Raw genomic sequence first — 19,945 nt, forward strand, 5'->3', positions numbered from 1 at the left:
ATGAAATTAGTCATTCTCCGTCTTTTTTCCTTTTAATAGATAAACACCTACTAAAGATATAAGACCTAAGAATTCCATAAACAACGTTGACATTGTTCCAGTTGATGGGAGCGCTTGCTTATCTTTTTTATCTGAATTTGAATGATTTTCACTCATTTGATTTGCTTTATCAGCAAGAAGAACCATTTCCTTATCATCAGATTGAGTTTTTCCTTCCCTATTTGCCTCTGGCTCGGTAGCCATTTGTTTTTTAGGAAGTGTTTTGATCGCAAATAAGCTGAAATGACTCGTTTTGAAAACGACTTGCCCATTTTCAACTGTTGATGGGAGCAACTCCAACTCTCCATTTTCTTTCACATGGTAAACTTGAATCTCAGAATCAATATTACCAATTGCAAGACGAACTACTCTCTCTCCCTTCACATGGGTTTCTTTTCCATCTTTTGAAAGGGAAATATCAAATATGCGCACTGTTCCTTGCCCTGTTTGACGGGTAACATTATCAATCATTTCTTTTGTTGTTACCTCTTTAAGATTGACAGAGTCTGCTTCTGTAGCAGTTTCAAACATAACAGTAATCTTGGCATTTCCATTTTGAGTTGTAAATACCTTTTGAACAGTAGATGTCGGTTGAGATGAGAGAGTAGGAGAAAGACTGTTAGATCTGGTAGGAGATGAAGAATTTGTCTCGTTTCCTGATGGTTTACTTGGGGTAGATGGTTCTACTTCTTGCTCTTTTTCTGGAGATTTTGGTTTAGTGGAAGCACTTGAACTTCCTGAAGAGCTAGTGGAACCGGAGTGTCTTCCTGTGGCTGAACCTGATGGGGTCTGCTCTTTTTCAGCAGGTTTGCTTGGAGCAGGTCGCTCTGGTTTTTCTGGAGATTTTGGTTTAGTGGAAGCACTTGAACTTCCTGAAGAGCTGGTAGAACCGGAGTGTCTTCCTGTGGTTGAATCTGATGGATTCTGCTCCTTTTCCGCAGGTTTGCTTGGAGCAGGTTCTTCTGATTTTTCTGGAGTTTCTGGTTTAGTGGAAGCACTAGAACTTCCTGAAGAGCTGGTGGAACCGGAGTGTCTTCCTGCAGTGCTTCCTGATGGGGTCTGCTCTTTTTCAGCAGGTTTGCTTGGAGCAGGTTCTTCTGATTTTTCTGGAGTTTCTGGTTTAGTGGAGGATCCTGAATTTGACGAAGAAGATAAGCCTTTTTTAAAGTTAGACAAAGCTTCATCTAGTTTTGATTGACTCTCTGCCACCAGTTTCTTTAGTTGGGCTTTTTGGGTTGATTCATCTAATTTATGCAAATACGTTTTTTCAATATCTTTTAGATTTTTAATTAGCTCTACAGTATTGATATGATGATCTTTTTCTAAATTTTTCTTGATGTCATCCAATAAGCCTGTTAGATGTTTAGTAACTGCAGCCTTTGCCTTATCTCGCTCTAAGCTGATTTCTCGTCCCTTATGTTTAACAACTAGAGCTTCTATCTCCTGTTCAGCTTCTTTCACTAGGTTTTCCACTTTTTCTTTACTCGAAGCCTCATCAAACATCCTTTTATACTTCTCTACAGATTCTTTGGATTCTCTTAAAAGATCTGTAAACCAAAAAACTCCTCCATTTTCCTGTTTTAAACGAGTAAGCATATAATTATCCAAAGTTGTTTTAGCTGTTTCTTTAGCTTCTTTAAGATTTGTCTCCGTAGTTTTTTCAGTAGAAACTATATTTCCTCCTTGATTTTCTACTTTTGGTGGAGTTGGATTATTATGTTCTTTTCCAGAAGGTGAATCAGAATCTAATCCTTGATTCGCAGGCTTAGTCGTATCACCTCTACCATTAGAAGAATTAGAATTTCCTGATGGTTTACTTTGTTGATTTGATAAACTATTCTTAAAGTCCTCTACCAACTTATCTAGCTTCGTTTGCCCCTCTTGTTGCAGTTGCTCTATTTCTTTTCTATTGTGATCTTCACCAAATTTACGTTGATACTCTTTTACAATTTCCATAGCTTGCTTGAGAACCCCTTCAAATCCAGAAGCAGAACTATCTAATTCATTTAGAAGGTTAGTCATATACATAGACAAACTAGTGCTAGCTTGGTCAACAGCTTGATCATGATCTATCCGACTTTCATTATGAAAATTATTCTCTATTTCCTCCAACTTTTGAGGATTTGTCTCTGTTTCAATTTGTTTTCTATAGTCAGCTTTTCTATCACTAGATAGATCCGTATCTTCCAATTCTTTTATCAACTGCTGTCTATATTCCTTCAACCTATCTTGCCCACTAGATGTAACCATAGGGTTATTCCCACCTCCAACCCCTTCTGCATGGACTACTCCTCCTAAGAACAAGCTAGCAACTACTACACTAGCTACTCCAATACTAAATTTACGAATTGAATAACGTACTTTTCTCTCACTTTTTGATGCAAACATAATTATTTCCTCCAATATTTTTCTTAACACTACTATATCATTTCAATATGAACTGTATATGAATCGAATCTTGTATTTATCTCTTTATGCTTCCATTTGGAATTATAACTTCATGTAATAACTTTTCCTCTTCAGCTATTCGTCGATACAAAATAACTGCATAAACTGGAAAAACTAAAACAAAAGTCATATAGGCATGACTCAGCAAGGTCAAGCCAATCAACTCAGGAAGGATATTTAAAAAGTAATTGGGATGTTTTACTGTCCTAAATAAGACATGATCCACAAACTTATGATTCGGTGCTAACATCAACTTGACTGTCCAAATATCCCCAAGCAGATGAATAACAAGTAGTAACATCAACATAGAAAATATCAGGAGCACCAAACCCACAACACTCATCATATTGAAAGACGGTCGATAGACTAGGGCTTCCATAAAACAAGCCAGATAAAAAACAATATGAACCAAGGTAAGACGTTTGGTATTTTTAATGCCAAATTCTCGCCCACCATCCCTACGAAGCCGTTCTTCATTTGCAATTGATTTCTTTAGGAACAACAAGCGAATTAAAAATACACAGATAATGATTATTGCTATCATCACAATCCCCTTTCTTTACCACTACTGTAACATCTCTATGTTAACCCAATATGAATTGAAAAAGAAAAAGAACGAAAACTGATTCCGTTCTTTGATTTACTCTATCACTACCATTCAAACTATACTTCTTCAAATCATCCTCAAGTAAGAAAAGAGTATTACTAAAGCTAACTATCTGGTAACAAGCAGATTTTAAATTCCATCCCTTGTTCATAAGGCAAGAAACTATAGGACATACGATGACTTTCTAAGATATTCTTAACAATATAAAGACCCAATCCTGATCCTGTTTCTCTGTCTGTTACAATTTGTGAATGGTAAAAAATATCAAATAAATGTTCTAACTCTTCCTGATTCAAAGGAGCACATGTATTCCTAATAGAAAGATAACCATCTTGCTCAGAAATAGTCACAATGCCAGATTGATCTGAGTACTTAATAGCATTACTGATAAGATTTGTCAAGACTTTATCCAAAGCCTTCAAGCTCATCCTTACTTTTGTATCAGTAGTCAACTGATTATCAATCACAAGATTTTTAGAAAATGCCAATTCCTGGTATCGAGACAAAACATCTGTCAAAACGGTATTTACCATTAAAATCTCACTGCACTCTGTCCATTCTTGAAATTTAGAAGATTCCAACACTTCCTCTAGCAAGAAACTCATCTGATCGATTTTATCAATACTCTTTTCAAGATACTTAGGATGATCTTTATAATCTCCCACATTATATTGCATATTTTCTAAGATAATCCTGAGAGTAGCTAGAGGTGTCTTTAATTCATGTGATGCTCCACGGACAAAGGAAACCTTTTGATTTTGCAATTTTACAATTTGCTCATTGCGATTTTCCAACTCATGAATAACCTTCAACAAGTGCTCATACACACCATTAATCTGTTTTCCAACTTCACCAACTTCATCTTTTCTGCTTTCATCAAAACAAATATTGTCATCCAAATCTTGCATCTTACTAGTCACTTCTGAAATGTAAAAAAGAGGATTGAGCAAGCGTTTCGTATAAAAATAAGAAAAAACAAAGGAAAAAGCAATTGTAACCAAAAATGTATATGGGAGATACAAAAGCAAAATATTCTTTGCTTCTTTGTAGATATCCACTCCCTGCACAAACTGCACCGTTACCTGTTTACCATCTGCTGTACTAACAGGCATATCTAACATCACGATATAATTTGATAGCTCTCCATCTTTAATATCCAAGTCATGCACAAGAGGGAGCCGCTTATCTAAGATATCTCTTTTAAGGTGAGCAGATATAGTCAAGGACTTTGAATAAGACTGGAGTAAGCTTGGAATTTCATCAGCTGTCTTAGTCTTTAAATACTCCGTAAACACTCTTGCGCTCTCATTAAACTTTTCCCCCTCCAATTGAATATAATAAAAAGGAAAGGTCAAATAAATAGCTATATGAATAACTAGACCAACACCACCTAGAATTGCAAAACTTCTTAAAAAAGACTTGGTTAATAATTTAGGATTTTTTATCATAAGCTAATCTTATACCCAACATTTTTCACAGTCACAATGCAATCTAAAGCCAATTTTTTGCGAAGAGTACGAATATAGACGTCAACGACCCTATCATAAGGTAAATCAGCTACATCTTTTGAAATTTCTTCCAATATCTGCTCTCTACTTAAAACTTGATTTTTATGCTGAATCAAACACTTTAGTACCAATAATTCCTTTGGTTTGAGATCGATTTCTTCATTTTTATAATGTGCTTTGTAAGAGGTAAAATCCACTGTTACATCCTGATATTGCCAAAGATCCTCTATGACGTAGTAACGTCTGATAAGCGCTTTAATACGCTTGGCAAGCAGTACCAAAGAAAAAGGCTTTGTCACATGATCATCAGCATAGAGATCAAATACCTGTGACTGAGTAGTTTCATCTCCCAGAGCACTCAAGACGATGACAGGAATATCGTGCTCTTGATTGATTTCTTTTAACACTTCAAAACCACTCTTCCTAGGCATCATTAAATCCAGTACCATGAGATGGATAGGGAAATCTTGAAATTTTTCCAAGGCCTCTTGTCCATCCTTAGCCATAATGACATGATAACCCTCTTCTGTCAGAAATGCTGCAATTCCTTCTCTAATCATTTCCTCGTCATCTGCAACTAAAATGTTCATCTTTCTCCCTTTCTACTACCGGAACTTCACACATCTATTTCCTGTATGTTATTTGAAAATTTCCTACCAGCCTATCATCTATGATAATGGAATGGATTTCATTTATCCGCTACTTTTTTGTCAACAACAACGTAAATACAAGAAAATCATTCATCTTGCAGCTTAGTTTGATTTTTCAAATACAAGCTAGAACGGGGTTGACAGGCAAAAAAGAAACAGGTCTCTTTTGAAAGGATAAAAATTTCAGATAAGACTGCTCTTTCTCTACTACACACGCTCTAAGACAAATACGATGGAGGGTAATAAACATATGAATTTTGGGTTGAATAGTGAAAACCACAGACCGTTTAGAAGCTATAGGCTTTAGTTTCATACTCTTCGAAAATCTCTTCAAACCACGTCAGCTCTATCTGCAACCTCAAAACAGTGTTTCGAGCAACCTGCGGCTAGCTTCCTAGTTTGCTCTTTGATTTTCATTGAGTATCACTCCACTGTGACTTATGGTCAGATGCTGATACTTTTATTCTTTTATGCAATATCAAATTTTAACTGGCCTGCTTTAACACCAATCTTAAGTGTGCTGCCTGCCTCTAATTCTCCCTTGAGAAGAAGCTCTGCCAACTTGTCCTCCACTTCTGTTTGTAGGGTTCTGCGAAGTGGACGAGCTCCCATCTCTGGGTCATATCCTTGATTTGCCAACAATTTCAGTGCGGAAGTTTGTAATTTCAAGTCAATACCTTTTTCAGCCAAACTTGCCACTAAAGGTTTGACCATAATTTTCACTACTTCCTGCATATGGTCGCTAGAAAGGCTATGGAAGACCACCTTTTCATCAATACGGTTGATAAACTCAGGTCTATAAGCTTTTTTCAGCTCTTCAAACATGCGTTTTTCCATATTTTCCTGGTCAAAACGAATGTCCTTAGCCCCAAATCCGACAGTCTTGTCATCCCGAAGAGCTGTCGCACCAAGATTTGACGTCATGATGATAATGGTATTTGAAAAGTCAACCTTGCGGCCCTTGCTATCGGTCAAGACACCATCATCCAAAACCTGCAAGAGAACATTAAAGATGTCTGGATGGGCCTTCTCTACCTCGTCAAAGAGGAGAACGGAATAGGGTTTGTTGCGAACTTTCTCTGTCAACTCCCCACCTTCTTCGTAACCCACATAGCCTGGAGGAGCTCCGTTGAGACGGCTGGCTGCAAATTTCTCCATATACTCACTCATATCAAAGCGGATAAGGGCTGATTCGTCGTCAAAAAGAACTTCTGCCAGAGCCTTGGCTAATTCAGTTTTTCCGACACCCGTAGGCCCTAGGAACATAAAGGAGCCAATCGGACGCTTGTGACTGCGAATCCCTGACTGATTGCGGCGAATGGCACGGCTAATGCTTGAAACTGCTTGATCTTGACCGATAACACGTTTGTGCAATTCAGCTTCCAAATTCAAGTATTTCTTGGCATCAGTTTGAGTCAGTTTTTGGACTGGAATACCTGACAAGCGACTCAAGGTGGTCAAAATATCAGACTCTGTCACCAAGTCTTTATAGACAGGCACTTCCTCTTCTTTTGCGATTAGCTGAGCTGCCTGTTTCCACTTGCCATCCATCAAGGCCTTGTCAGCTGGACTCAAGTCAGAATCGTCTGCTTTTACATGCTTTGATTTATTTTGCACTGTTGCCGCTGCTTCATCCAAAAGATCGATAGCAGAGTCTGGCAAGTGACGGCTAGTCAAGTAACGATGAGCCATCTTGACGGCTGTTTCAACCGCCTCATCTGTGATTTGCACACGGTGATGTTTCTCATAAGTCGCCTTCAAGCCTTGCAAAATGGTCATGCTGTCTGCCACACTTGGCTCTTCAATCGTCACTTTGGCGAAACGACGAGAAAGGGCTGCATCTTTTTCGATATGTTTTTGGTATTCTTCCTGAGTGGTGGCACCAACCGTTCTCAAAGTTCCACGCGCCAAGGCTGGCTTCAAGATATTGGCCGCATCCAGAGTTGAGTCAATTCCACTCCCAGAACCCATGATAGTGTGAAGTTCATCGATAAAGAGGATGACTTGGCCATCTTCTTCAATATCCTTAATGATATTGTTCATGCGTTCTTCAAAGTCACCACGGAAGCGTGTCCCTGCAACAACGTTCATCAAATCAAGCTCTAACACGCGCATCTTAGCCATTTCCGCAGGTACATCACCACTAGCAATACGCTGGGCAAGACCAAGCGCCAGAGCTGTTTTCCCGACACCAGCATCCCCAACCAAGACAGGATTGTTCTTGGTCTTACGGCTCAAGATTTGAATCATACGTGAGATTTCCTTATCTCGACCTATGACTGGCTCCAACTTGCCAGAACGCGCTTGCTCTGTCAAATCATGCGTATAGTCCTCAAGACCACCGCTCGGAGTCTGCGGCATGCCCATCATATTGGCCATAGAATTTTGCTTGTCAGCTACTGTACGATGGCGTTGGCGTAGAGCCTTGAGGTCTTCACGAGTCCAGCCTGCCCGTTCTTCTAAATTTCGACGAAGAGCAGCAATCTTGACCTGATCTTTCTTGTCTTCATAAGAAAAACCAGCCCTCTCCAAGATACGGGTCGCCAAGGCATTGCCATCATGCAAAATCGCATAGAGGACATGCTCTGTCCCTAGCACCTTAGCATGGACCACTGACGCCACATACTCTGCTTCGTCAAAAAGGACCTGCAAACGATGAGAAAACGGCAATTCCGTAAAGGTTTCATCCTGGCTATAGTCCGTTTCAGTCAGTTCCAAAGCCACCTCTTCTAAACGGTCCATCTCATATGGATAATCATTTAAAGTTGCCCCTGCCACACTATAACTGTGATTGGACATGGCAATCAACAAGTGCCAAGACTCTAGATAACCAGCTCCAAAATGGCCAGCAACCATGTAGGCACTTTCGATACATTCATTCAATGCTTTTGAATAGTTCATCTTACTTCCCTTTTCTATCTACCTCTTGTATGACCTGTCGTAGCATATTAGCTCGAAGGACTGGAGCTTCTTCTCCTAGAACGCGATTCAAAGCTACTGATACTAGCAAATTCATCTCCTGCTTGGTCATCAATTCCTGCTCAACCAAAAGCTGCAGAATATCTTCATAAATTTCTTGACTGACCCGCTCACCAATCGAGTAAAGCAGCTCCCTGAGCATTTCATGATGACTAGAAAACTCAATCCGTCCTATACGAATATAGCCTCCGCCACCACGCTTACTTTCAACCAAGTAGCCTCTACTTTCAGTAAATCGTGTCTTGATCACATAGTTAATCTGACTAGGGACAACCTGAAAGGTATCTGCCAATTGACTACGTTGCAACTCCACGATACCAGATTGATCTAAAATCGCCTTGATGTAGGCCTCAATATGATCCGATGTATTTTTAAATCTCATTACAAACCCACCTCTCTCTTTAAACCTTGACTATCTTTGACTATTATACCGAAATTTTCTCATTTTTAAAAGAAAAAGGGCGCTGGTAAAGGATAATCTTCACCAACTCCCACTTTTTCTACTTATCTAAGCCTAATTCTGTCAAGATTTGACGTTTGTAGGCAATCTTTTGGACTTCCTTGTCCTCATCTTCAGACCAATCTAGATCAATTTCTGAAACAATCTGACCAGGGCGATTTTTCAAGATATAGATGCGGTCGCTGAGATTGAGGGCCTCCTCGATACTATGCGTGATAATCAAGGTTGTCAGGTGCAACTGCTTGTGAATCTCAAGGTACCAAGCGTGGAGTTCCATCTTGGTCATCTCATCCAAGGCACTAAAGGCTTCATCTAAGAGAAAGAGCTTGTGCCCGAAAAGGTAAGTTCGAAGCAAGGCTACACGCTGACGCATCCCACCGCTGAGTTCATGGGGATACTTGTCCCGTACCGCTGTCAACTGGAAGGTCGCAAGAATGTCATCCGCGCGAGCAATAGCTTCCGCCTTATCCACTTTTTGAATCAAGAGGGGCAGGATGATATTTCCAAGCACCGTCTTGTGTTCCAAGAGCAAATCCTTTTGCAACATATAACTCACGCGTCCCTTAGGATTTTCCTCGCCATCAAGAACAATTCTCCCTGACTGAACTTCTAAAATCCCAGCGATTAGATTAAAGAGGGTGGTCTTTCCAACACCACTTGGGCCTAGGATGGAAACCACTTCACCTGAAGTGACTTTCAGATTGATGTCCTCTAAAATCCTCTCCTGACCATAGGCATAACTGACGTGTTCTAGTCTTATTTCTGTCATTATTTCACAAATTCGTTGGTAAAGCCTTTGTCTGTCAAGTCTTCTTTAAGGATACCATTTTCTTTATCCCATTTGTAGAAGGCGTTCCAGCGAGCTGCATCAAATTGACCCCATTTTTCCTTGTCGCTTGCGTATTCTTTTGACAAGTATTTTTGAGATTCGATGACAAAGTCACGTTTTTCCTTGAGTTCAGGTGCATTCTTGATGAGAATATCAGCTGCTTCTTCCGGATGCTCCATAGCATATTGGTAGCCTTTTTTGATAGCTTGGATGACTTTACGAGCTTCTTCTTTGTTATCTTTCAAATAGTCGTTGTTTGCGATGATGACTGGTGAGTAGTAGTCAAATTCTTTAACGTAGTCTTTCAAATACATGAAGTTAGCCTCTACACCTTGAGATTTAGCAAGAATTCCATCCCAACCGTAGTAGATCCAAGCAGTATCAAAAACGCCATTGGCAATCGGTGTGATTGAGTTTGAGTCGTTGTTTGGTACTTTTTCAACTTTTTCAAAGTCTCCACCTTGAGATTCTACTAAGGTTTTCAACATAGCAAGTTCAGTTGGGTCATTCCAAGTTCCGTATTTCTTACCAACCAAGTCCTTTGGACTAGCTACATTGTCAGATTTACGAGAAATGATTCCTGATGTATTGTGTTCTACGATAGCTGCAACAGCAGTAATTCCTGCCCCTTTTTCCAATTTTTTAGCCATGTAGTCTTGGAAATACACTGCAAATGGTGCCTTACCATTGATAACCAAGTCAGAAGAACTTTCTTCTGGTGGCAATTTCAAATCAACATCCACTCCAGCTTCTTTGAAATAGCCTTTTTCCTTGGCAACATAAAGCCCTGTGTGGTTGGTATTTGGTGTCCAGTCTAGGATAAAGTCAATTTTCTTGAGTTCTGCCTCTTTGTTATCCTTAGAAGCAGTTCCTTGGCCACAAGCTACAAGCACAACAGCTACAAGAGCTGTCACAAGCGTTAAAAACACTTTCCATGTTTTCTTCATTTTGATTTCCTCTTTTCTTTTTTGAAACATTCTAATTCTACGAACGTTTCCATTTAATCACATATTTCTCGCTGATATCGACCAACTTCATACCAAGAAGACTGATAATCGATACCAGAATAATAATAGCAAACATGGTATCATACTGAAACAGTTTCTTGGACTGAATCATGTAGACACCTAGTCCTTCAAAGCCTCCCAACCACTCAGATACCACTGTTGTGATAAAGGCGTAGGAGACACTGACCCTCAGACCTGCATAAAAGTAAGGCAGGCTGACTGGAATTTTAAAATGCCACAGGATTTGCCAAGGCTTGGCCCGCATCAGACTAAACAAGGTCAGAATATCCTTGTCGCAATGCCTAAAACCGTCCAAAATGCTGACGATGATAGGGAAGGTTGTCGTCAAGATAATCAGGACAATCTTAGGCAAAATGCCATAACCTAGCCACAAGACCAAGATAGGAGCTATGGCAATGGTCGGGATAGTCTGAACAACCACCATCATAGGGTAAATCAGGTCATTGAGCCAAGTTAAACTATCCATAAGTACAGCCATGAGACAGGCAATCAAGACTCCCAAAATCAGTCCCAATAAAGCCACTCTCAAGGTCGCCCAGCTATGGTGCCAGAGAAATTCTCTGTCACGAACAAAGGACTGGAGAATTTCAAGAGGTGTCGGCAGGATAAACTTGGGGAGAAGTTTAAGAAAACCTGCTAACTGCCAGATTGACAAGACTCCCAGAAAGCCCAATAGACTAATGTGTCGTCTCAGTATACTTTTCAAGTTTCTCATCAATACTTAAAATCTCTCCTACATTTATTTTGACATTGGCAAAGACATTATCTGCCTCCTGCCCTGCCACTTCCAGCGCTTCTTTGAGAATACGCATGAGCTCATCAAACTCCCCTTCCAAGACCGTTTCAAATGGTGTCACCACCATGGTCACTTCTTGAGCTTGCAGGTAAGCAATGACCTGATCGATAACAGCTATCCGATCAATCCCCTGCGCTAGGGGTAAAACTTGCAAGGCAATGCTTGCTTTCATAAAAACCTCCTCTTCTCGTTTTCCTTTGACAAAAAGAAAAACCTTTGCCATATATGGAAAAGGTCAAGAATAGACTAAGTATCGTTCCCTACGCTGGCATTACCCAGATCAGGTGCGGTCGAAGTTTAACACTTCCTCTCAGACTGTACACAGACTCCCATATATTATATAGATATATGATAGCGCAAAATAAGAAAAATGTCAAGGAAACTGCTTACAGAAAAGAGCAGGAAAAATTTCCTACTCCAATTTTCTATACTCGTTCTCCATCACTGTTTACTCTGTAGCCATCCACCGTCGTATTAACAGCTAAGGCACCTGAAGAGTAAGAATAATACCACTTACCAGAAACTTGATACCAGCCTGTTTTCATTGCCCCTGAACTATCCAGGTAATACCACGAGCCATTCTCCTTTAACCATCCTGTCTGCATTTCACCAGATGATTTCAAATAATACCAGCTAGAACCATCTTTCAACCATCCCGTTGATTTATACCCATTTGATTTGAAATGATACCAACTACCATTTATTTTCTTCCAACCGACAGTTGAACTGTTATTGGATCCATAGTTAGAGCTATTTCCTGATTGGTTCTGATAATTTTGTGAAGAAGTCACTCCCTCTAGCTGGATATAACGACGACTTCCGTTATAAGCCGTATAGCTCATCCACTTGTATCCATCTTTTTCGAGAATTTGATCATAATGAACATTCTCCCCAGGATAATAGTAATCAATTGCAGTTGCGCTAGCTAGTGGCTGATTTTTGATAGCAGACTTGCTCTTAAAATAATGTGTTCCTCCTATTGAAACTGAGGTTTGACTATTCCCCACACTACCACCAGCCAAATCTTTAAAATGAATAAAACCAGTCATGGTATTTGCTTTTATACTTCGTTTATTATAGGCTTCTGTATAACCATAGTTATATTCCTCGATCTCAATCTGATCTCCCATTACATTTGACACCCAGGCAACATGCCCATAAGTTCCTGCAGTAGACCAAGCAATGGAGCCAATCGTCGGTGTATTATCTACACGATAGCCTTCACGACGAGCACGATGCCCCCATTCATTCGCATTTCCATAAGCCCTTGGAATCTCAAAACCATTGACATTACTCAAACGAAAGGCTGCAAAAGAAGTACACTGACGAGAATACATGCGCCACTGATCAATCTCCTGGCTCCCATTTTTATAATAAACAGGATAATCATCCCCTCGCGCAATCGATCCATTTCCTCCAGAATAGGCATAGACACTATCACTCGCTGCTAACATCAATCCTACTACTAAAAAAGGAACAAGCTTTTTAACTGACATCTTCAAGTAATAACTTGTCCCTCTTACTATAAACGGTAAAATTTTCATTCTTCCTCCTTGAAAATAATATAGTACTCAATGAAAATCAAAGAGCAAACTAGGAAGCTAGGCGCAGGCTGTACTTGAGTACGGCAAGGCGAAGCTGACGTGGTTTGAATTTGATTTTCGAAGAGTATAAATCGAAGATTGCCTTCACTTAAACTATTCGGAGAAAAAAGAAAAAGTGAGAAAATTTCTCACTTTAGTCCAGATAATGAATCAAATTCTTTTCAGTAAGGATATCTGAGTAAGTAAAGGACTCAACATAAACATTAGCTTGTTTATCTCCTTCAACATTCCCAAATTCAACAATAAAGAGGGATGGATAAACTTCAATTAACTTACCCAATCTATTTTTTTGGCGCTTACGTCCATTTTCCAAGGTCATTTCAATTACATGACCCTCATGCGCCTTGATTTCCTCTTTAATTTTTTTCATCTTAGCTACATCTGTAAATGCATCTGTCATTTTATGCCTCCCTTTTTGAGATACTTGAAAATTTATTGTATTCTTTTTGGAAAATCAATTCCACTGTTCCACGAGCTCCACTACGGTTTTTCTCGATAATAACTTCCACCTTATTATTTGGGATACCGTCCTCTTCTTCACCACCACGCTCATAGTAGTCGTCGCGATAAAGAAAGGCTACGATATCAGCATCCTGCTCGATAGACCCAGATTCACGAATATCAGACAAGACCGGTCTCTTATCCTGACGTTGTTCTACCCCACGAGAAAGCTGACTAAGAGCGATTACTGGTACCTTCAGTTCTTTTGCTAGGATTTTCAACTGACGTGAAATTTCTGAAACCTCTTGTTGACGATTTTCCCGACCAGTTCCCGTGATAAGCTGCAAATAGTCTATCAAAATCAAACCAAGATTTCCAGTTTCTTGAGCTAATTTACGTGAACGAGAACGAATCTCTGTAATCCGAATCCCTGGCGTATCATCGATATAGATACTTGCGTTTGCTAGGTTCCCTTGAGCAATGGTATATTTTTGCCACTCCTCATCGGTCAATTGACCTGTACGGATAGAATGCGACTCAACCAACCCTTCTGCCGCTAACATACGATCGACTAGACTTTCCGCACCCATTTCGAGTGAAAAAATAGCAACTGTTTTGTCCAACTTAGTCCCAATATTCTGAGCAATATTCAAGGCAAAAGCTGTCTTACCAACCGCCGGACGAGCTGCTAGAATAATCAACTCCTCCTCGTGTAGACCAGTCGTCATATGATCCAAATCACGATAACCTGTCGCAATACCTGTAATATCGGTCGTTTGTTGCGAGCGAGCTTCCAGATTTCCAAAGTTGACATTCAACACATCTCGAATGTTCTTAAACCCGCTTCGATTAGCATTTTCGCTGACATCAATCAGGCCTTTTTCTGCCTGAGCAATGATTTCATCAGCTGGTTGCGACGCTTCGTAAGCTTGGTTGACAGACTCTGTCAACTTAGCGATTAATCGCCGTAACATAGCCTTTTCTGCAACGATTTTAGCATAGTACTCCGCATTAGCAGAAGTTGGCACAGAATTGACAATCTCAACCAAGTAAGACAAGCCACCAATATTCTGTAAATCCCCTTGATTATCAAGAATGGTGCGAACAGTTGTTGCATCTATGGCATCACCACGATCGGATAAATCGACCATAGCTTGGAAAATCAAACGATGGGCATACTTAAAAAAGTCCCGAGACTCAATGTATTCTCGCACAAAAACAAGTTTACTCTCATCAATAAAGATAGCACCCAAAACAGATTGCTCAGCTAAGATATCTTGAGGTTGTACTCGTAACTCTTCTACTTCTGCCATCAGACTTCCCTTCCTTTTACAATCTTGTCAAGAAGGTGTAAACTTATCCTTCTTTCACACGAAGATTGATTACACTTGTGATATCTTGATAGATTTTCACTGGCACATCAATCAAACCAACCGCTCGAATCGGAGCTTGTACTTGAATATGACGTTTATCAATCTTAATTCCAAATTGCTTTTGCAATTCTTCTGCAATCTTCTTATTGGTAATAGAACCAAAGGTACGACCATCTGGACCAACTTTTTCAACAAATTCTACAACCGTTTCTTCTGCTTCAAGTTGGGCTTTAATTGCTTTTGCTTCTGCAATCATCTCAGCGTGAGCTTTCTCTTCGGATTTTTGTTTACCACGAAGTTCACCTACAGCTTGAGCAGTCGCTTCTTTGGCTAGATTCTTTTTGATAAGAAAGTTTTGTGCATATCCTGTTGGTACTTCCTTAATTTCGCCTTTTTTACCTTTTCCTTTAACATCTGCTAAAAAGATTACTTTCATTCTTCTTTCTCCTTTTCCTTTATTTCATTTAATACAATTTCTGTTAGTTTTTCACCTGCTTCTGACAAGGTTAAATCTTTAATTTGAGCTGCTGCCAAATTAAAGTGACCTCCACCTCCCAGTTCTTCCATAATCCGTTGTACATTCAGCTTACTACGACTCCGAGCTGAGATAGATATAAAGCCTTGTGTATTTTTCGCAAGAACAAAACTCGCTTCAATACCTGACATAGCTAACATGGCATCTGCTGCCTTACTAATAACAACTGTATCATAGCATTTCGAGTCCGTAGCCTCCGCTATCAATACATCTGAACCTAATTTACGCCCCTGTAAAATCAGTTCATTGACCTCACGATATTCTTCAAAATCTGTCGCAGCGATTTCTTGGATAGCAATACTATCACTTCCGCGCGTTCTGAGATAGCTAGCAACATCAAATGTCCGACTAGTCACTCGTGAGGTGAAATTTTTAGTATCCAGCATCATACCAGCCATCAAGACGCTTGCTTGCATACGACTCAAACGATTTTTCTTAGAATTCTGGAACTGAATCAATTCCGTTACCAACTCACTGGCACTACTTGCACCACTTTCGATATAAGTAATGACCGCATTATCTGGAAAATCCTGATCCCTTCTATGGTGGTCAATAACGATGGTCTGTGTAAACAAATCATAAAATTCTTTTGATAATGTTAAGGCTGTCTTTGAATGGTCTACAAGAATTAACAAAGAACGATTGGTCACCATCCCCATTGCATCCTTAACAGACAATAACTTCGTAACTCCTTCTTTTTCTAAGAATGAAACCGCACGTTCAATATCCGGAGACATCTGATTTTCATCATAAAGAGCATAGCTATTTTCAATCACATTGCTGGCGAACAACTGCATACCTACAGCAGAGCCCAAGGCATCCATATCTAAATTTCTATGTCCAACTACAAACACTTGATCCACACTACGAATCTTATCAGATATGGCTGTCATCATTGATCGAGTACGGGTACGAGTGCGCTTGATGGACGCAGCCGACCCACCGCCAAAGTAGACTGGATTTTTCGTTTCATCATTCTCCTTGACAACCACCTGGTCGCCACCACGTACTTCAGCCAAGTTCAAGTTGAGCAAAGCAACTTTCCCTATTTCATCATGATTTCCATCGCCATAAGAAAATCCCATACTTAAGGTCAAGGGCAACTGTCTCTGTTTCGACTCTTCTCTGAAAGCATCAATAACAGAAAATTTATCATTCATCAAGCCCTCAAGCACCGTATAGTCAGTAAATAGATAAAATCGATCCATACTTACCCGACGAGAAAACATCATGTATTTTTCTGAAAACTCTGATATAAAATTAGCTACAAAACTATTGATTTGACTAATATCTGACTCAGAAGTTGCATCCTCCAAATCATCATAATTATCCACAGATACAATTCCAATCACTGGTCGACTCGTTACCAATTCATCTGTTATGGCTTGTTCCCTGGATACATCTACAAAATACAAAACACCGGAAGAAGCATCCATATGAACAGCATAACGCTTCTCACCCAGCTTAGCATAAGTAGACGGATTTCCTACTGAAGCCTTGATAATCGTTTGAACAGCTTCCAAATCAAAATCACCATCTTCCTTGGTCAAAATCAATTCAGCATAGGGATTAAACCACTCAACCTCTCCAGAAGATAAATTCAATTTCATAACACCTACAGGCATCTGTTCCAATAGAGATGTCAAACTTTCTTCCGCTTGGTGGTTTACATACTGTATCTGTTCTACATCACTCCTTGTATAATGCACTCTCAGTTTCTTAAATAAAAAAACATAGCCTCCTACAAAAAGAAACAAAATGAAAACCGTCAACAGATTATTATTAACAAAAATAATGAAAGTGGATAAGACTCCAAACGCAATCAATCCTACTAGAATAGGAAAGAATGGACTTACATAAAATTTTTTCATTCCAAACCTCTTGGCACCCATTATACCATAATACCCCTCAAAAAGCGACTTTTTAAAAGTGTAATCAGTAATTCTATCAATTATAAGAAAAAGGAGGTTTACAATTCAGTAAACCTACCTTTACACCTATTCTAATTAAGATTCTTTAACTTCTAACAAACCAATTTCGCCATCCTCACGACGATAAATCACATTGGTTGTTTGATCTTCAACATCCACATAGATAAAGAAATCATGCCCCAATAAATCCATTTGTAGAATAGCTTCTTCCAAATCCATTGGTTTTAAATCAATTTGTTTTGAACGAACAACTTTAGACTGGACAACATTTGAATCTTCCACTAGAGCATCTGTAAATAATTGACTAGTTGCTACCTTATTTTTATTTTTACGCTCTATTTTTGTTTTGTTTTTACGAATCTGACGTTCAATTTTATCAGTTACAAGATCAATTGAACCATACATATCTTGAGACACATCTTCTGCACGAAGAGTAATAGAGCCAAGCGGAATCGTTACTTCCACTTTAGCAGTTTTTTCACGATACACCTTCAAGTTAACTCGAGCATCCAACTCTTGTTCAGCTTGAAAATACTTTTCGATCTTTTCGAGTTTAGAAACTACATAATCACGAATTGCTTCTGTTACTTCTAGGTTTTCACCACGGATACTATATTTAATCATATGAGTACCTTCTTTCTAAACATTTTTGTTTTTATGATTTTATTATAACGCTTTCATTCTATTTTTGCAAATTTTTTCCTCATCTTACAAGGGAAAATGTTTTTACATCCTCAGCACCAGCTTCTTCCAGCAGTTTCTTCACACGATTTATAGTTGTTCCTGTAGTATAAATATCATCTATAAGTAGGATTTTCTTAGGAATAGTGACTCCACTTTTAATAAAGAAAGGAAGTTCTGTCGCCAAGCGCTCTGAACGATTTTTAGAAGAACTGGCTCTCTCTTCTCTTTTTCCTAGTAAATCCAGATACTCAAAGCCTGCTGCCTCTACCAAGCCCTCAACCTGATTAAATCCTCTGTTAGCATATCTATCAGGACTTAGGGGAATGACTACAAATTGATACTCTTTGTACTTTTTTAACTCCGCACTTAAAAATGAAGCGAAAATTTTTCTTAAAAGGAAATCTCCATCAAACTTATACCGACTGAAAAAATCCTTCATAGCTTGATTATAAGTAAAAATCGCTCTATGACTGACTTCAACTCCTTCTTTACACCAAAGTTGACAATCTTGACACTTTGTTGACAAACCTGTTTTCATACAATTTGGACAGTTCTCTTCCCCAATTCTTTCAAAAGTAAAATCACAGTCTGAACAAAGACAGGAGTCATCATTCCTCAGAAGCAAGAGACTACTAAAAGTTAAAACAGTCTTCATAGTCTGCCCACATAACAAGCACTTCATAGACCAGCCTCCTTATTCATCATCTGAATTTCCTTAATCGTCTTCTTGATTGAATCATTTAACCCATCATGGAAGAAAAGTAAATCTCCTGTCGGTCTATCCATGCTTCGTCCAACTCGTCCACCAATTTGAATCAAACTAGACTTGGTAAACAAATGATGATTGGCCTCTACTACGAAAACGTCCACACAAGGGAATGTAACTCCACGCTCCAAGATTGTCGTACTGATAAGTATTGTCAGCTCCCCATCTCGAAATGCTTGTACCTGCTCTAATCTATCCTCTGTTACAGAAGATACAAAACCAATTTTCTCATTTGGAAATTGCTCCTGTAAGATTTCTTTTAACTGCTCCCCTTGTTTAATTTCTGATGCAAAAATGAGTAACGGATAAGCTGTCTTTCGCTGTTTCTCAATATAGGACTTTAACTTTGGTGACAAACGACTTTTCTCTAAACAGTGATTAAAATCGGATAACCAAACTGGTTTAGGAATAATCAACGGATTTCCATGGAATCGTCTAGGTAAGCTCAACCTTTTTAGTTCTCCTAAACGGACTTTCCTATCTAACTCATCTGTCGAAGTCGCTGTTAAAAAGATTCTCAACCCATTCTCCTTTACACTATTCTTGACAGCATGGTAAAGCGTGGGATTGTCAACATAAGGAAAAGCATCTACTTCATCCACTATCAGCAAATCAAAAGCTTGATAAAATTTCAATAACTGATGGGTCGTCGCAACAACTAGTGGTGTTCGAAAATACGGCTTTGATTCTCCATGTAGGAGGGCTATCTCGCAAGCAAAATCATCTTGCAGGCGTTTGTATAGCTCCAAACAAACATCTATGCGAGGACTGGCCAAACACACTGCACCACCCGCATTGATTACTTTAGCCACAACTTGATAAATCATTTCTGTCTTTCCAGCTCCTGTTACTGCATGAACTAAGGTTGGCTCCTGCTTGTCTACTGCTTGAATCAGTCCCTCTGACACCTTCTCTTGAAAAGGAGTTAATTGACCACGCCATTTAAGAACATCTTGCTTCGGAAAATCCTCCTGTGGAAAATAGTATAAAGCTTGATCACTCCTGACTCGCTTCATCAGTAAACACTCCCTACAATAGTAAGCACCGATGGGCAAATACCATTCATCTAAAATAGCACTATTACAACGTTGACAGAAAAGTTTCCCTTTCTCCTTTCTCATTGCTGGAAGTTTCTCCGCCAACTGACGTTCTTCTTCTGTTAATTCATTCTCCGTAAACAAACGACCGAGATAATTTGGATTTACTTTCATACTTCTTTATTCGTAAAAACCTAGCGCTTTAGATGATTTTTTAGTACAATTAAATC

The 19,945-nt window shown here is 39.2% G+C and carries 18 protein-coding genes and 1 riboswitch; all 18 genes read right to left on the minus strand.

Annotated features, from left to right (window positions below; all coding sequences use genetic code 11):
- Positions 1-6: 6 nt before the first annotated feature.
- Entirely contained in the window at positions 7-2,427 is a 2,421-nt protein-coding gene (locus tag SP4011_RS11160) for an RICH domain-containing protein (protein ID WP_338619339.1), read from the minus strand.
- A 76-nt stretch (positions 2,428-2,503) separates the two neighbouring features.
- A complete protein-coding gene (locus SP4011_RS11165; protein WP_338619340.1) occupies positions 2,504-3,031 on the minus strand; it encodes an isoprenylcysteine carboxyl methyltransferase family protein in 528 nt (175 codons plus the stop codon).
- Between the two features lie 167 nt (positions 3,032-3,198).
- Positions 3,199-4,542, minus strand: a complete 1,344-nt coding sequence (locus SP4011_RS11170; RefSeq protein ID WP_338619342.1) for a HAMP domain-containing sensor histidine kinase — start codon at positions 4,540-4,542, stop codon at positions 3,199-3,201.
- Positions 4,539-5,192 carry a two-component system response regulator RR06 gene (gene rr06, locus SP4011_RS11175; RefSeq protein WP_338619344.1) on the minus strand — a complete coding sequence of 218 codons (654 nt, stop codon included), beginning with the start codon at positions 5,190-5,192 and terminating at the stop codon, positions 4,539-4,541. Before rr06 ends, SP4011_RS11170 begins: the two co-directional genes overlap by 4 nt.
- A gap of 528 nt (positions 5,193-5,720) precedes the next feature.
- A complete protein-coding gene (locus tag SP4011_RS11180; RefSeq protein ID WP_338619345.1) occupies positions 5,721-8,153 on the minus strand; it encodes an ATP-dependent Clp protease ATP-binding subunit in 2,433 nt (810 codons plus the stop codon).
- 1 nt (position 8,154) lies between these two features.
- Positions 8,155-8,613, minus strand: coding sequence for a CtsR family transcriptional regulator (locus tag SP4011_RS11185; protein WP_338619347.1), 459 nt, complete (start codon positions 8,611-8,613; stop codon positions 8,155-8,157).
- Positions 8,614-8,731: 118 nt separating this feature from the next.
- Positions 8,732-9,460 carry an ABC transporter ATP-binding protein gene (locus SP4011_RS11190; RefSeq protein ID WP_338619348.1) on the minus strand — a complete coding sequence of 243 codons (729 nt, stop codon included), beginning with the start codon at positions 9,458-9,460 and terminating at the stop codon, positions 8,732-8,734.
- Positions 9,460-10,467: an ABC transporter substrate-binding protein gene (locus SP4011_RS11195; RefSeq protein WP_061864811.1), complete on the minus strand. Its 1,008-nt coding sequence runs from the start codon at positions 10,465-10,467 to the stop codon at positions 9,460-9,462. Before SP4011_RS11195 ends, SP4011_RS11190 begins: the two co-directional genes overlap by 1 nt.
- 37 nt (positions 10,468-10,504) lie before the next feature.
- Positions 10,505-11,263 carry an ABC transporter permease gene (locus SP4011_RS11200; RefSeq protein ID WP_338619350.1) on the minus strand — a complete coding sequence of 253 codons (759 nt, stop codon included), beginning with the start codon at positions 11,261-11,263 and terminating at the stop codon, positions 10,505-10,507.
- Positions 11,226-11,516: a thiamine-binding protein gene (locus SP4011_RS11205; protein WP_000647659.1), complete on the minus strand. Its 291-nt coding sequence runs from the start codon at positions 11,514-11,516 to the stop codon at positions 11,226-11,228. Before SP4011_RS11205 ends, SP4011_RS11200 begins: the two co-directional genes overlap by 38 nt.
- 68 nt (positions 11,517-11,584) lie before the next feature.
- Positions 11,585-11,687, minus strand: a riboswitch (TPP riboswitch).
- 82 nt (positions 11,688-11,769) lie between these two features.
- Positions 11,770-12,888, minus strand: coding sequence for a choline binding-anchored murein hydrolase CbpD (gene cbpD, locus SP4011_RS11210; protein WP_338619353.1), 1,119 nt, complete (start codon positions 12,886-12,888; stop codon positions 11,770-11,772).
- Positions 12,889-13,081: 193 nt separating this feature from the next.
- Positions 13,082-13,348, minus strand: a complete 267-nt coding sequence (locus SP4011_RS11215) for a Veg family protein (protein ID WP_000128619.1) — start codon at positions 13,346-13,348, stop codon at positions 13,082-13,084.
- Position 13,349: 1 nt separating this feature from the next.
- The gene (gene dnaB, locus SP4011_RS11220) at positions 13,350-14,702 is read right to left on the minus strand and encodes a replicative DNA helicase (protein WP_050142692.1); all 1,353 of its coding nucleotides are present in this window, start codon (positions 14,700-14,702) and stop codon (positions 13,350-13,352) included.
- A 43-nt stretch (positions 14,703-14,745) separates the two neighbouring features.
- On the minus strand, positions 14,746-15,198 hold the full coding sequence (gene rplI, locus SP4011_RS11225; protein WP_000864214.1) for a 50S ribosomal protein L9: 453 nt from the start codon (positions 15,196-15,198) through the stop codon (positions 14,746-14,748).
- A complete protein-coding gene (locus SP4011_RS11230; protein WP_338619354.1) occupies positions 15,195-17,168 on the minus strand; it encodes a DHH family phosphoesterase in 1,974 nt (657 codons plus the stop codon). The genes rplI and SP4011_RS11230 overlap by 4 nt, the downstream gene beginning before the upstream one ends.
- A 135-nt stretch (positions 17,169-17,303) precedes the next feature.
- Positions 17,304-17,852 (minus strand): ribosome hibernation-promoting factor, HPF/YfiA family, encoded by a 549-nt coding sequence (gene hpf, locus SP4011_RS11235; protein ID WP_050142688.1) that lies wholly within the window; start codon positions 17,850-17,852, stop codon positions 17,304-17,306.
- Between the two features lie 79 nt (positions 17,853-17,931).
- Positions 17,932-18,594 carry a ComF family protein gene (locus SP4011_RS11240; RefSeq protein ID WP_262081990.1) on the minus strand — a complete coding sequence of 221 codons (663 nt, stop codon included), beginning with the start codon at positions 18,592-18,594 and terminating at the stop codon, positions 17,932-17,934.
- A complete protein-coding gene (locus SP4011_RS11245; RefSeq protein WP_338619355.1) occupies positions 18,591-19,889 on the minus strand; it encodes a DEAD/DEAH box helicase in 1,299 nt (432 codons plus the stop codon). The genes SP4011_RS11240 and SP4011_RS11245 overlap by 4 nt, the downstream gene beginning before the upstream one ends.
- Between the last annotated feature and the right edge of the window lie 56 nt (positions 19,890-19,945).

It is taken from the genome of Streptococcus parapneumoniae, assembly GCF_037076355.1.
Taxonomy (GTDB): Bacteria; Bacillota; Bacilli; order Lactobacillales; family Streptococcaceae; genus Streptococcus; species Streptococcus parapneumoniae.